13 protein-coding genes and 1 pseudogene are annotated in these 14,638 nt (G+C 41.1%); 8 read left to right on the top strand and 6 right to left on the bottom strand.

The window, feature by feature from the left end:
* Positions 1-25 precede the first annotated feature (25 nt).
* Positions 26-886: an SDR family oxidoreductase gene (locus AAYR28_RS05010; protein ID WP_034282185.1), complete on the bottom strand. Its 861-nt coding sequence runs from the start codon at positions 884-886 to the stop codon at positions 26-28.
* Positions 887-1,027: 141 nt separating this feature from the next.
* On the opposite strand from AAYR28_RS05010, the gene AAYR28_RS05005 reads away from it, so the two are divergent.
* From AAYR28_RS05005 to AAYR28_RS04990, 5 genes and pseudogenes are all read left to right on the top strand, one after another.
* Positions 1,028-2,560: an FAD-dependent oxidoreductase gene (locus AAYR28_RS05005; RefSeq protein ID WP_345808943.1), complete on the top strand. Its 1,533-nt coding sequence runs from the start codon at positions 1,028-1,030 to the stop codon at positions 2,558-2,560.
* Positions 2,561-2,652: 92 nt separating this feature from the next.
* Positions 2,653-3,192 (top strand): annotated as a pseudogene (locus AAYR28_RS19030) (protoglobin family protein); the annotation flags it as partial.
* A 144-nt stretch (positions 3,193-3,336) separates the two neighbouring features.
* Positions 3,337-3,948, top strand: a complete 612-nt coding sequence (locus AAYR28_RS19025; RefSeq protein ID WP_404841197.1) for a methyl-accepting chemotaxis protein — start codon at positions 3,337-3,339, stop codon at positions 3,946-3,948.
* 61 nt (positions 3,949-4,009) lie between these two features.
* Positions 4,010-4,594, top strand: a complete 585-nt coding sequence (locus AAYR28_RS04995; RefSeq protein WP_024426547.1) for a histidine phosphatase family protein — start codon at positions 4,010-4,012, stop codon at positions 4,592-4,594.
* A gap of 387 nt (positions 4,595-4,981) precedes the next feature.
* The gene (locus tag AAYR28_RS04990; protein WP_034282323.1) at positions 4,982-6,127 is read left to right on the top strand and encodes a serine alkaline protease SapB; all 1,146 of its coding nucleotides are present in this window, start codon (positions 4,982-4,984) and stop codon (positions 6,125-6,127) included.
* Between the two features lie 45 nt (positions 6,128-6,172).
* Here AAYR28_RS04990 and AAYR28_RS04985 read toward each other — a convergent pair whose 3' ends face one another.
* Entirely contained in the window at positions 6,173-7,459 is a 1,287-nt protein-coding gene (locus tag AAYR28_RS04985) for a M48 family metallopeptidase (protein ID WP_034282187.1), read from the bottom strand.
* A gap of 177 nt (positions 7,460-7,636) precedes the next feature.
* Between AAYR28_RS04985 and AAYR28_RS04980 the strand changes: the two genes are divergently transcribed.
* Complete coding sequence (locus tag AAYR28_RS04980; protein ID WP_034282188.1) at positions 7,637-8,044, top strand: hypothetical protein; 408 nt, start codon at positions 7,637-7,639, stop codon at positions 8,042-8,044.
* A gap of 71 nt (positions 8,045-8,115) precedes the next feature.
* On the opposite strand, the gene AAYR28_RS04975 is transcribed toward AAYR28_RS04980, so the two are convergent.
* From AAYR28_RS04975 to AAYR28_RS04965, 3 genes are all read right to left on the bottom strand, one after another.
* The gene (locus AAYR28_RS04975) at positions 8,116-9,669 is read right to left on the bottom strand and encodes a fatty acid--CoA ligase family protein (protein ID WP_034282189.1); all 1,554 of its coding nucleotides are present in this window, start codon (positions 9,667-9,669) and stop codon (positions 8,116-8,118) included.
* Positions 9,670-9,841: 172 nt separating this feature from the next.
* Entirely contained in the window at positions 9,842-10,831 is a 990-nt protein-coding gene (locus tag AAYR28_RS04970; protein ID WP_024425472.1) for a lipoate--protein ligase, read from the bottom strand.
* A gap of 2 nt (positions 10,832-10,833) precedes the next feature.
* Entirely contained in the window at positions 10,834-11,577 is a 744-nt protein-coding gene (locus AAYR28_RS04965) for an MBL fold metallo-hydrolase (RefSeq protein ID WP_034282324.1), read from the bottom strand.
* A 156-nt stretch (positions 11,578-11,733) separates the two neighbouring features.
* Between AAYR28_RS04965 and yhfH the strand changes: the two genes are divergently transcribed.
* A complete protein-coding gene (yhfH, locus tag AAYR28_RS04960) occupies positions 11,734-11,871 on the top strand; it encodes a protein YhfH (RefSeq protein ID WP_008359029.1) in 138 nt (45 codons plus the stop codon).
* Between the two features lie 339 nt (positions 11,872-12,210).
* A complete protein-coding gene (locus AAYR28_RS04955; protein ID WP_034282190.1) occupies positions 12,211-13,500 on the top strand; it encodes a cation:dicarboxylate symporter family transporter in 1,290 nt (429 codons plus the stop codon).
* Positions 13,501-13,534: 34 nt separating this feature from the next.
* Here the strand turns inward: AAYR28_RS04955 and AAYR28_RS04950 are convergent, their stop codons facing one another.
* Positions 13,535-14,584 (bottom strand): M42 family metallopeptidase, encoded by a 1,050-nt coding sequence (locus AAYR28_RS04950; RefSeq protein ID WP_034282191.1) that lies wholly within the window; start codon positions 14,582-14,584, stop codon positions 13,535-13,537.
* Positions 14,585-14,638: the final 54 nt, after the last annotated feature.

The following is a 14,638-nucleotide window of genomic DNA, read 5'->3' as shown; positions in this document are numbered from 1 at the left end:
CGTCTCTTTACCGCAAGTTTTTTGTTTATCCATTTAAAATGGTCCCGCCATTCACATGCAGCATTTGTCCATTCATATAAGATGAGTCTTCGCTCGCTAAAAATAAATAACTTGGCGCAAGCTCTACTGGCTCACCAGGACGTTCCATTGGGACATCTCCGCCAAATTCAGAGACTTCTTTTTCCGTAAAGGTTGAGGGAATCAGCGGTGTCCAAATAGGACCGGGAGCTACTCCATTCACTCTAATCCCTTGTTTAATGAGCGATAAAGATAATGATCTCGTAAAGGTGACGACCGCCCCTTTTGTGGATGAATAATCGATCAATGTTTCATGCCCTTTATAGGCGGTGACAGAGGCTGTATTAATGATACTGCTTCCTTTTTTTAAATGAGGAAGAACAGCCTTTGTTAAATAAAACATGGCAAAAATATTCGTTTGAAACGTCCGAAGAAGCTGATGCGAGGTAATTTGCTCAATGCTTTTTTGTGGATGCTGTTCCCCGGCGTTATTCACCAAAATATCAATGGAACCGAAGGCATCTTTTGTTTTTTTGACGACCTCATTAGAAAAAGCCTCATCCCCTAAATCACCTGCAATTAAGATGACACGGCCTCCCGCTTTCTCAATATAGTCCTTCGTCTCCTCGGCATCACGATGTTCACTTAAGTAAACAATGGCGACATTGGCACCTTCCTTCGCAAATAAAACAGAGACTGCTCTTCCAATCCCGCTGTCTCCACCTGTCACAATGGCTGTTTTTCCTGCTAACTTTTTATTCTGCACCTCACGATCAAAGACAGGTCTAGGGTTCATTTTATATTCAAGACCCGGACGTTCATTTTGGTGCTGAGGCGGTAATGTTTTCTTCGGCTGCTTTGTTGACACGTTAGTCCACTCCTTCCTTTTATCTTGTTTATTTTTATGTGCTGGCTGCTTTTTTATGTATGACGCCCCTGTTTCCTTTCAGATGTATGATTTTCAGCATTGTGGAAAAATTATACACAACAAATCATTGGAGGCGACAACATGGAACAAGAACATAAAGGAATGGAACAGGCAAAATCGTTATGGCTGGCGGATAGTCAGAAGCATTCTTTTCCTGCTGTCAGTGAAGATCTCACAGCAGATGTGATCATTGTCGGCGGCGGTATTACCGGTATCGCTGCGGCGTTTGAAATGACAGAGCGAGGACTAGATGTGATCATCATTGATGCCGAACAATTGCTGCAAGGCACGACCGGACACACAACGGCTAAAATCACCTCACAGCATGATGTGTACTATTATGAGCTGATTCAACAAATTGGGATGCCAAAAGCACGTTTGTATGTAGAAGCAAATGAGAAAGCAAAAGACCTCATTCAAGCTCGTATCAAAGAGCACGACATCGATTGTCAGCTAGAGATAAAAGATGCTTACCTTTATACAAAGGAAGAAAGCGGTGCAAAAAAGTTAAAGAAGGAATTAGATGCCTACAAACAGCTTGGTATTGACCGGGAATGGAAAACAAAGCTTCCTTTTGACGGTGACATCAAAGCAGCACTTGCGATGACCAATCAGGCACAGTTTCATCCCCTTCATTATCTCAATGCGCTAATCGACAAGCTCCTAGAGCGAGGTGTACGTTTCTTTGAACAAACAACCGCTGTTGATGTAAAAGAAGGGAACCGCCCTGCTGTCGTCACAAAAAGCGGATATCATCTGACAGGGCGCTATGTCATTTCATGCTCACACTTTCCTTTTTATGATGGAAAAGGACTTTATTTCACCCGTATTCATCCAGAGCAATCCTATGTCGTAGCAGCTAGAACAACCAAACCACTCCCAGACGGAATGTACCTAGGAATTGACCAGCCTGCTCACTCTTTAAGAACGGCAGAATGGGACGGAGAAGAAGTAGTCCTCATCGGAGGAGAAGGCCATAAAACAGGACAAGGCGGAGATGAATCCGCTCACTATGAAGGACTAGAAACGTTTGGAGACGCCACCCTTGGAATAGAAGAAGTGCTGTATCGCTGGTCAACCCACGATATGGTCACAATGGATCAAATCCCTTACATTGGCCGCCTGACCAAACACCACCAGAATATCTTTGTAGCAACCGGCTTTAGAAAATGGGGCATGACCACAAGCCACGTCGCAGCCACTCTTATCGGTGATTTAATTGAAGGAAAATCGAATCCATACGAATCAATCTTTACGCCATCAAGACCTGTTACTGACTCTTTCGTCAAAGATTTCGTTAAAGAAAATGCCAATGTCGCTGCCAAGCTGATCAGTGGTAAATTCAAACAAACTGATCAAACAATCGATGATTTAAAACCAGGTGAGGGCGGCATTATCTCGTATGAACATAAAAAGTGCGGCGCCTATAAATCAGAGGATGGGAATGTCTTTCTAGTCGATACAACATGTACTCACCTAGGCTGTGAAGTGGCTTGGAATAATAGTGACCGCACTTGGGACTGTCCGTGTCACGGTTCACGTTTTTCCATTACTGGAGAAGTAGTAGAAGGCCCTGCTAAAAAACCACTAAAAAGGTCATATAAAGAACAGTAAAATTTCACTCGTCCCCCCTTTAAAAAATCCAATATTATCCGATAAAAAACATAAAGTCTGATATTTTTGATGATTATGGGGGGACAAACACATTGTTATTTAAAAAAGAACCGAAAAGAAAAAACACTGCTTTTTTCACACAGCAGGATGATGGGATAAAACGAATCAACTTCTCGAACAATACGGACATCGCGAAACAAATCAAAATGATTGACCTGACGCAGCATGACCTATTGATATTAAAGCAGCTCAATCCAATTGTTCAGGATGATATTGCACATATTGTTGATAAGTTTTATAAAAATTTAGAAGTCGAGTCTTCCTTGATGCATATCATTCAAGACAATAGTTCTGTCGATCGTTTGAAAAAAACACTCCGCATTCATATTAGCGAAATGTTTGCAGGCGTGATTGACGAAGCCTATGTGGCAAAACGCATTAAAATTGCGCAAGTTCATTTACGGATTGGACTCCAGCCTAAATGGTACATGGCAGCATTCCAAGACCTTCTGCTATCCATTATGGATTTATTCGCTAACCATATCCAAGATTTCAAAGAATATCAGACAGCGGTCAAAGCGACGACGAAAATTTTAAATTTAGAGCAGCAGCTTGTTTTAGATACATTCCAAAATGAATATTCTAAAATTCGTGATGAAGCAGAAGAGCAGCAGCAGGAGCTTCATACAAAAATCACAGAGACTTCAAATTCGCTTGCTTCGCTCTTCTCAAACACAACAAGTGCGGTCGACAAGCTTGTCTCAAAATCGGATGAGATGGCGGACATGTCACAAGCTGGAACCCAAATTTCAGCACAGGTCGAAGAAAAATCAATCGGCGGTAAAAAAGAATTAGAAATTCAGCAAACACAAATGAATCAGATTGATGGCAGCATGACGAAGATTGAAACAGAAATTAAGCGTCTTGAGGAAATCGCCAAACAAATTGAACAAATCTTTGGGATTGTCACAGGCATTGCAGAGCAGACGAACTTGTTATCTTTAAATGCTTCAATCGAATCTGCACGAGCAGGAGAACATGGAAAAGGCTTTGCTGTCGTTGCAAACGAGGTGCGCAAATTATCAGAGGACACAAAGAAAACGGTTTCAACTGTATCTGAACTTGTCAACAATACCAATTCACAAATCGCCATTGTCTCTCAGCACATTGCGGACGTGAATTTACTTGTGACAGACAGTAAAGAAAAAATGACACAAATCAATTCACTCTTCGATGATATCGTCAGCAGCATGAACTTAAGCAAAAACCAAAACGGAAAAATTGAAATTGACCTTCAGACTTTCCTTAACGAATTGAAGGAAGTCAAACAAACGGTGTCTCAAGTCGCAAGCTCCGTCGAATCCTTAACAAGCCTGACAAATCGCTAATACAGTCTTTTTTCTTCTGCTTTAGTATAATAGAAGAAAAGATAGAAAAGGCGGGATTTGATTGACAACAATTTGCCTAGTCAGACACGGGGAAACAGATTGGAATGCAGCGAAACGAATTCAAGGACGAACAGATATCCCTTTAAACGACACAGGTAAATGGCAGGCTGAACAAACTGGACTTTACTTAAAGGATGTCCATTGGGATGTTGTCATTTCCAGTCCACTAACAAGGGCAAAAGAAACGGCACACTTGATTTTAAATCATGTCCATGCTCCACTTGTCATCATGGATGATTTTATAGAACGAGATTATGGTGACGCTGAAGGCATGTCGTTTGAGGAGCGTCAGAAGCTGTTTCCAGATAAACAGTATCCAAATATGGAACCAATTGAGACGATTCAAAACCGAATGCTAGAAGGTATTGAGAAAGTCAGAGCCGCCTATCCAGATCAACATGTCCTGATCGTGGCTCACGGAGCTGCTATCCATGCTTTACTCACCACTTTGGCAGATGAACATATGGGTCTACAGAACACGAGACTTGTTAATGCTTGCTTAAATTATGTGGAATGGTCAGATGGTAAATGGAAGGTCCGTGATTACAACGTGGTCAGCCATTTAACTCAATCCGCCCCTTCTTAAAGAGCCTGTTATCTTAGCAGGTTCTTTTTTATGGCAAAAACAATGATAAAATAATATTTTTTTATATCGAAATTCGAAATAGATGCTAGACGATTCTACCTATTTTATGGCTTTTCGGGTATCGAATATTTAACCGGAAATGGATCATGAGAAAAAAAGCACACTCCCTTTTTAATAGAACATCGCTGAAATGATAGAATAAACATATTTTACCACCAGTTCCAAGTGACTTAATTCCCCAATTTTCGCTAGGACTTTCACAAAAATTCGGGTCTACTCTTATTTGCCTACTTCCCTTAAACTGAATATACAGAATAATCAAACGGTTCATTCTTATAGACTACGGATGATTATTCTGAAATAAGAAAAAAGGGATGTGGAATGTGCGTGAAAAAGAAAAATGTGATGACAAGTGTTTTATTGGCTGTCCCTCTTCTGTTTTCAGCAGGGTTTGGAGGATCCATGGCAAATGCCGAAACGGTCTCCAAAACAGATAGTGAAAAAAGCTATATTGTTGGTTTTAAAGCCTCTGCCACCACAAACAGCTCTAAGAAACAAGCTGTCATTCAAAATGGTGGAAAACTAGAAAAACAATACCGCCTCATTAATGCTGCACAAGTGAAAATGTCCGAACAAGCCGCCAAGAAACTTGAACATGACCCTAGCATTGCTTACGTAGAAGAAGACCATAAAGCAGAAGCATATGCACAAACCGTCCCTTATGGAATCCCTCAAATCAAAGCTCCAGCTGTACACGCTCAAGGTTATAAAGGTGCTAATGTCAAAGTAGCTGTCCTTGATACTGGAATCCACGCTGCACACCCTGACTTAAATGTTGCAGGCGGTGCGAGCTTCGTCCCTTCAGAGCCAAATGCCACCCAAGACTTTCAATCACATGGAACTCACGTAGCAGGAACCATTGCTGCCCTTGATAACACAATTGGTGTTCTTGGGGTCGCTCCAAGCGCTTCCCTATATGCTGTGAAAGTATTAGACCGTAATGGCGACGGACAATACAGCTGGATTATTAGCGGTATTGAATGGGCTGTAGCGAATAACATGGATGTCATCAATATGAGCTTAGGCGGACCAAACGGCTCCACAGCGCTTAAAAATGCTGTTGACACAGCGAATAACCGCGGAGTAGTTGTCGTTGCCGCAGCAGGAAATTCAGGTTCATTTGGCTCTACTAGCACCGTTGGCTATCCAGCAAAATACGATTCTACAATTGCTGTTGCCAATGTAAACAGTAACAATGTCAGAAACTCATCTTCTAGCGCAGGTCCTGAATTAGATGTTTCTGCACCTGGTACTTCTATTTTAAGTACGGTGCCAAGCAGTGGATACACTTCTTATACTGGAACATCTATGGCGTCTCCTCATGTAGCAGGAGCAGCAGCGCTTATCCTTTCTAAGTATCCGAATCTATCAACTTCTCAGGTTCGCCAGCGCTTAGAAAACACGGCAACACCGCTTGGTGACTCATTCTATTACGGAAAAGGGTTAATCAACGTTCAAGCGGCTTCTAACTAATCCAAATGTGATAATAAAAATCCGGCTGATCCAGCCGGATTTTATTTATTCCTGCTTTTTCGGCGTTTTCTCTTTTTCCGCTGCTTTTTCCATATCCATAATTCTTTCCATCATGGTCGGGTGTCCATAGCGGAAAATCTTCACTAGAAATGGTGGATTCACCTGGGAGAGCCCTGATTTTGCAAGCTTTTGAAAAGACGTTACGCCTGCATTCCCGTCTTTTGTCATGTTCACCGCATATTCGTCGGCTGCCCGTTCTTGATGCCTTGACACTGCATTTGTAAAAGGTGAAGCTGCAAATGACAGCATGGAAACGATGATTAAAAGAAGCGGAAGAGCGGCGATGTCGTTAGACACCTTGAGTCGAAATGAGGCTGCTCCTTTTTGATAAAGATAAAAATAAAGACGGTCGATTACAAAAAATCCGGCCAGTGACAGCACTAAATATCCTGCTAACCCAATATAGACATGTTTCATGACGTAATGTCCCATTTCATGCGCCATGATAAATAAAATTTCGCGGTCTTTCAGCTTTTGCAGTGTTGTATCCCATAAAACAATACGCTTATTTTCACCTATTCCTGTGACATAAGCGTTCATCGTATTCGTTTTTTCAGACATATTGACCTCGTATACATGATCTGCCGGAATATGCGCTTTGTCTGCCAGCGTTAATATCTTCTTCTCTAGGGCTTGATCCTTTAGTGGATAAAAATTGTTATATAACGGATCAATGACGACCGGCTGTATAAAGAAGAGAAACAGCGTAACTGGGACTGTCAAACACCACGCATACAGCCACCAGCGCTTTCTTCTCTTTTGAATCAGCCAAAAGAACACAATAGCACAAAGGGCAAGGAGCGGATATTGAATCCAAAAATCCAGTGTTTGATCTTTCAACCAGCTTGCCGTACTTTGTGAAGATACTCCGTAGTGTAAAGACAGCTGATAGCCAATCCATTTAATTGGGAATGAAATGATCATTGTTAAAAGTGACAGCACAAACACATACACAAGTTTGCTTAAAAACTTGAAACGGGCTGCTGCCAAGCTCCAGTCTGCTATTTTCCGTGAAAACCCTGAAATGAGCAAAAGAAAAAAGACATACCAATCTAATGGGATGGTTATGAAATACAGCAGGTTCCGTATGTTCGAGAAATTCTCACTGATCACAAGCTCATGGCTTGTCATAAAAGTATGCGGATCTGCACTTGTCTCTTTTATACTTTCAGGTACCGATGAATCCCCCATTAGAAACAAATACGAATAAATAAAAAGACCGTACAATATGTATGCTACCGTTACAAGAGCTATCCATTTACGTACTCGCACAGGTCAGCCTCCTTTCCATCCCTCTCTCTATTCTAGTCGCGCATTTTTTCGTTTAGAACCTGTCTCATGTGGCTCCATCATAGCATGCCCCATCTGAAAAAGCTTTCGCGAAAAAAATGATTATGCGGCTCAAAAATCGGAGAAGCTACATGTAAAACAGTAAGTTGGAGGATCAAAATGAAGAAAATCCTTGCAGGAGTTGTGATTTTTGGACTTTTATTAATCACTTTCTTTTATGTGTTCAGCCGGACGAGCGAAATCTTTGATGAGAATCGAGCAGAAAAATTGCTGCTCTCACCTGCGAATGAATCAATCTCTTATGAAATAGATGATAAGGACACAGCAGAAGATTTAATTGAAGAATTAAATAAAGGCAAACAAACAAGCAATCATCTCAAGAAAAATTTAAAAAAGCCTGATTATATCGCCAAGGTGATGTTCGGACGAACAAACGGCACCACCTTCCAGCTTTGGACCAACCGATCACAGGTCGTTTTTTTAGTTGATGGAACGTTTTATGAACTGAATCAAAAACAGTCGAATTCTTTTCAGAGACAGTTAAAAGAAGCCATTCAAAAGAGCTAAAATGTCTTTGAGAGAAAACCTTGAAGTGCGGGGATTTGTAAGGGAGCCTCCTCATCAGAGACTCCCTTTTTTTATTTACTTTCTTCTGCTTGATACTTTTCTCTTAGCGCTCTTCTTAAAATTTTACCTGTTGTGTTTTTAGGAATATCATCTATGAAATGGATCGTTTGGGGCTGCTTATATTTTGCTAAATAGCGTGAACAATGTGTGATGATGTCTTCTTGATTGATGTGAGCATGTTTCTTAGGGGAAATGTAACAGACGACTGCCTCTCCTGTGTTTGGGTCTGGCACACCGATGACAACGGCTTCTGCTACACCTTCATGTTGATAGAGTACTTCTTCTACTTCTCTTGGATAAACATTATAACCGCCAACAAGAATCATATCCTTTTTCCGATCGACAATGTAAATATATCCGTCTTCATCTCTTCTCGCCAAATCGCCAGTATACAGCCAGCCGTCTCTTAGTGCAGCTTCCGTATCTTCTGGCATTTGATAATAGCCTTTCATGATGTTTGGCCCTTTTGCTATCAGCTCTCCGACTTCATTAGGACCGACTTCTTCTCCAAGTTCATTCACAATTTTATTCTTCACATTCATAATGTCAGTTCCGACAGAACCCGGTTTTCTTTTTCCGTCAAGAGGATTGAATGCAGTCACTGGAGATGCCTCTGATAACCCATAGCCCTCAAGGACCGTAACTCCGAACTTTTTCTCAAAGCCATGCAGTAAGGCAACAGGCATTGAGGCACCGCCTGATATACAGATCCTCACAGATGACATCGCTTCATTATGCCCCTCCTGTCGGTACAAATAGTTATACATGGTGGGCACACCAACAAATAGCGTTGGCTTCTCTTTTTCCATCATGCGCAAAAGCTCTGACGGGCTGAAATGCGGCAAGACATAAATCGTCGCACCATGAATCAACGGCGCATTCATACAGACTGTTAAACAAAATACATGGAACATTGGCAAAGCGGCAATGACCTTGTCCTTTTTATCAATCGATAAATACTCAGCGACATCTCTGGCATTTGAATAAAGGTTGAAATGAGTCAGCATGGCACCTTTTGGTTTTCCTGTCGTGCCAGATGTAAATAAAATAACAGCGGTATCATCTGGCTGAATGGAAGGGTGTACGTTTTCATTCGCAGCACCTGTCACAAGCTTTCCAAAGAAAACAAGCCGATCAGATACTTCCTTGAAGCTTGATCTGCACGCCGCTTCATTTTCTGCACAAATAATGACTCTTTCAATGGAAGGAAGCTGCTCATACACCTGTTCGTACACTGGCAGAAGCTGTTCAGGCGCAACAATACCTTTAACATCACCTGTGATGAGCATATATCCAATTTCACTAGGTGTGTATGTTGGGTTAATAGGCACAACGACAAGCCCTGCCTTTAATGCGCCAAAAAAAGAAATGACGAAATGCGGTGAATTTCCTAAAATAAGCGCGATATGATCCCCGGCTTGAAACCCTTCGCTCACTAATCCATCTGCAAAACGCTCGATACTTGTCATCAGCTCTCGATAGGTCCACTTCTTTCCTTCAAAGATCAATGCGATATTTTCTCCCTTCGTCATCGCCGTCTGCTGAAGATTTTTGATCAAATCCATTCTCCCACCCCTTACATGTCATCAATGAATGAATGGCCATTCATTTTATGGCCGAACATTCCTCCTTTCTATTATAATCGACAATCGAAAAAATCCACAAGATCAAATGTAAATCGCTTTCATTTCCTTCAATCAAAAAAGCACTGCTATGCCTAGCAGTGCTTTCCCGCGATTAATAAATCAAATCAAGAAAATCCTCTTTTGATACGTTGCCGAAATAGTGACGCATGTCCATATCTTCTAAGACGTCACTGATCGTTTTACGATCATATTGCTGGCCAATGAGCCGCTTCTCAATATCGGCAATATCTCCTACGCCAAAGAAATCACCAAAGATTTTGCAATCCTGGATCATCCCTTTTTTCACTTCTAATCGCAAATCAATGGAGCCTGCAGGGAATCTCTTAGAATGCTGCAAATTAAATTTCGGTGAACGGCCATAGTTCCATTCCCATTTTTGATAGCGATCTCGGGAAATCTCGTGAATCTTTTCCCAATCCTTTTCAGTCAGACGATATTGAGGCACGTCCCCATTTGTATCAAAAATGTAGCTTAAAAGAATTTTTCTAAACTCTTCTGTTGTCATTTTTTGATCCATCAGTTCACTAATATTGGCAACCCTGCTTCTAATTGATTTGATGCCTTTTGATTCAATCTTTTCTTTTTTCACATTTAAAGCCGAAACGACATGTTCAATTTCTGAATCAAATAGCAGTGTGCCGTGGCTGAAAATACGTCCTCTTGTTGCGAACTGGGCATTTCCAGAAATTTTACGTCCATCTGCCATGATGTCATTTCTGCCGCTCAATTCAGCTTTAACGCCTAGCTTTTCAAGCGCTTTGATAACTGGCTCTGTGAACTTTTTAAAGTTATGAAAGCTGTCTCCATCATCTTTTGTGATAAAGCTGAAGTTTAAGTTCCCTTTGTCATGGTAAACTGCACCACCGCCGGATAAGCGGCGCACGACTTTGATTCCATTGTCTTCCACATACTTTGTGTTGATTTCTTCTATTGTATTTTGGTTCTTTCCAATAATGATCGACGGCTGATTGATGTAAAACAGCAAATATGTTTCTTCTGGATCTAAATATTTTAAGCAATATTCTTCAATTGCCAAATTAATCATTGGATCATAATGTTGTTCGTTATCGATAAACAGCATCTCTATCTTCCTTCCTTGTTCCATCTAAGCCCTGAATGGGCAAGCTGTATACTGCCAGTATATAACGCCTGTGCTTCATTGACTAGGTCTTTATGACGTCCAAAATGGGGCAGATGGGTGATGATAAGTTCCCCAACATTTGCTTCCTTTGCAATTTTCCCTACTTCCGTACTGTTCATATGTCCGGCACCTGATCCATCTTGTCCAACGTAAAAATTGCTTTCGGCAATGAGCAGATCTGCCCCCTTGCTAAATGGAATAAATGCCTCCTGATAGCTTGAGTCTGCAGTATACACGACCACAGCATCTTCTGCCTGAATTCTCATCGCATAGCATTCTGCCGGATGAACCGTTTTCAAAAAATCAATTTGAAAGGGTCCGAGTTCAATCCTTTCTTCTGGCTGGTAAGGCTTTGCCTTTGTATGTACATCATCAGAAAGCCGCCCAAATGCTTCTTGATCACCAGTATGTCCATAGATCGGAAGCGGGCCGCTGCTTTTTCCTAAATGATATCCCACTAGCTTTGCATATTGGAGTGGTCCGATATCAGCAATATGATCGTGGTGATAATGAGAAAGGAGAACAGCATCTAGTTCTTCTATATCAATGTATTGCTGCAGCTTTGAAAGAACACCGCTTCCGCAGTCTACAAGAAGACGAAAGCCATTTGATTCAAAAAGGTAGCCTGATGTCGCTTCACCAGCTGCCGGAAACCCTCCATAGCATCCAATCACGGTTAAGTTCAACGTCATTTTTCCCTCCTTTTCTAAAAATCCCCTTCTTACAATATACCCATTTTTCAAGGAAAAAGCATTCTTCCTGCCTATTGTTACAAAACAGATTGACAATTATTAATCTGTTATAATACAATAATAGCAACAAATCGTATTGGAGGATGACAAATGCTAGGAAAAATCACAGAGTTTTTTAGAAATTTGCCCTCAAAGAAATGCACAAAATGTGGAAATGATTTAATGGAACAGCACGAGTGTTACGGTAATGAATGTGAGGAATGCTCACAAGTAAGTTATCTTAAATAAGGGAATAAATTGAATAAAAAAGCACTTTTTTCCTCCGTCATCAGTTGGAGTCAAAGGTGCTTTTTATTTTTTCTGAAAAATAGGTAAAAAGGTAAAACCCTCGTCACAAAAGGGTTTTTTAGTATTTTCATATGATGACTTTTAGTTCTGAAGGCACTTTTTATTGACTCGAAACAATGGAGGGGGTTCTAAATGTCTATTTTTTCTAATAATTTTGTATTTTCTTAATATAATTTAATCGTGGACGAACCTCTTTAAATTTAGTTATACTTTAATTCATATATTAAAACTTAATATGGTGGGAATATTCCTTTAATGAATATGTTAGGGAGGAAATCTATGAAAAAATTAAAATTTGGATTGGCTACTCAAATCCTAATCGGTCTTATTCTCGGTGTTGTTGTTGGGGCAATCTTTTTCGGTAACCCAGGTGTCGAGACATACTTAAAACCAATTGGAGACTTCTTCTTAAGGCTCATAAAGATGATTGTCATACCAATTGTCGTATCCAGCTTAATTTTAGGTGTTGCAGGTGCGGGTGATGGTAAAAAAGTAGGGAAACTAGGTTTTAGAACCATTCTTTATTTTGAAATTATCACAACATTTGCGATTGTCCTTGGTCTTGTGCTTGCAAACTTTGTACAGCCTGGTGCAGGCGTTGACTTTGGAAATACGGAAAAGCAAGATATTAGCCAGTATGTTGAAACGGAAAAAGAGCAAAGCAGCAAATCAGTTGCTGATACGTTCCTTCATATCGTTCCAACGAACTTCTTCCAATCATTGGCGGAAGGTGATTTGCTTGCGATTATTTTCTTCACTGTGCTATTTGCACTTGGCGTTTCAGCAATTGGCGAACGCGGTAAACCAGTGCTCGCCTTCTTCGAGGGTGTATCACATGCCATGTTCCATGTCGTCAATGTTGTGATGAAAGCTGCACCATTTGGTGTATTTGCACTCATTGGTGTGACCGTATCAAAATTTGGTCTTGAATCTCTCATTTCATTAGGTAAGCTTGTAGGTCTTGTTTATTTTGCGCTCGCTCTCTTCCTTATCGTTGTATTCGGAATTATCGGAAAGATGATTGGCGTCAATATTTTCAGATTTCTTGCTTACATGAAAGACGAAATGCTTCTTGCCTTTAGTACATCCAGCTCTGAAACAGTTTTACCAAGAGTCATGGATAAAATGGAGCGCATCGGATGTCCAAAAGGAATTGTTTCGTTCGTTATCCCAATCGGTTATACGTTTAATCTGGACGGCTCCGTCTTGTATCAAGCCATTGCTGCGCTTTTCCTTGCACAGGTATATGGCATTGACCTCACGATCGTCCAGCAGCTTACACTAGTTCTTGTGCTGATGGTAACATCTAAAGGAATGGCTGCCGTTCCTGGTACTTCATTTGTTGTATTACTCGCGACATTAGGAACGATCGGTGTACCTGCTGAAGGTCTTGCATTTATTGCAGGTGTGGACCGTATCATGGATATGGCACGGACTGTTGTCAACTTAACAGGAAATGCACTTGCAGCTGTTGTCATGTCTAAATGGGAAGGGCAGTATGACCCTGAAAAAGGACATCGTGTGATGACTGGACAAGAGGCACCTGAGCCAACACAGCTTTCAAGCTAACCAAAAAGAACCCCATCTATCAGGGGTTCTTTTTTTATGCTGTGATTAATGGTGATTGAACATAGTAGTAAAGGAGATCCGCTGTATGGACAAGTGAATCTTCATGTGTTCTTTCAAAAGCATGCGAGGAATCTATACCAGGACCAATCAGTCCATGAATGATATCATGCCCTGCTCTAATGGCTGCTGATGCATCAGAGCCATAATAAGGGTAGATATCAAGGCGGTAATCAATGTTGTTCTCTTCTGCTAATGCAGCTAAATGCTTGCGAAATCCATAGTGATAAGGGCCGCTCGAATCCTTTACACAAATCGATACACTGTATTCATCTGTCGATTGACCGTCACCGATCGCACCCATATCTACAGCGAGATATTCCACTGTTTCTTCTGGAATATTCGAGTTGCCGCCGTAGCCAATCTCTTCATTATTGGAAATTAAAAAATGCGTCGTATGCGGCAATGTGATGTTTTCCTTTTGAATCCGGTGGATGAGCCGCAAAAGCAGCGCAACACTTGCCTTATCATCAAGATGTCTTGATTTAATAAACCCTGAAGACGTCACTTCCACTCTCGGATCAAATGAAATAAAGTCCCCTACTTGAATGCCAAGTGCTTTGACATCGTCTGCATTTTTCACCTTTTCATCGAGACGAATCTCCATATTTTCTTGGTTTCGTTTCGCTTTTCCAGCATCCGCATAAACATGAACGGATGTTTGATGCATAAGAATGGTCCCTGTGTATGTATGGCCTGATGCTGTTTCAATTTCACAATATTCGCCTTCAATTGAGTTATATTGAAAGCCTCCAATAAGTGCAAGACGAAGCCGTCCATTTGATTTAATTTCCTTAACCATCGCACCGAGCGTATCGACATGCGCTGTCAGCATGCGGTGTTCCTTGTCATCTGTTCCTTTGATTGTGGCAATTAATCCGCCTTTTCGATTTCGTTTTGTCTCAATATTCAAATCTTGTAAAAAACGTTCAACAAAGCCGATCACTTTTTCCGTATTTCCTGATGGACTTGGGATTGATACGAGCTTTTGAATCAGCTGAACGGTTTCGTTTACTTCAGTTGTCATTCGGCATTTCCTCCTTTGTCTGAAAGCAATTCCTTCCATGTATGCCTTTTTCAG

The organism is Bacillus safensis, from assembly GCF_039619585.1.
GTDB lineage: Bacteria > Bacillota > Bacilli > Bacillales > Bacillaceae > Bacillus > Bacillus safensis.
This window is presented reverse-complemented; position numbering and strand designations above follow the sequence as displayed.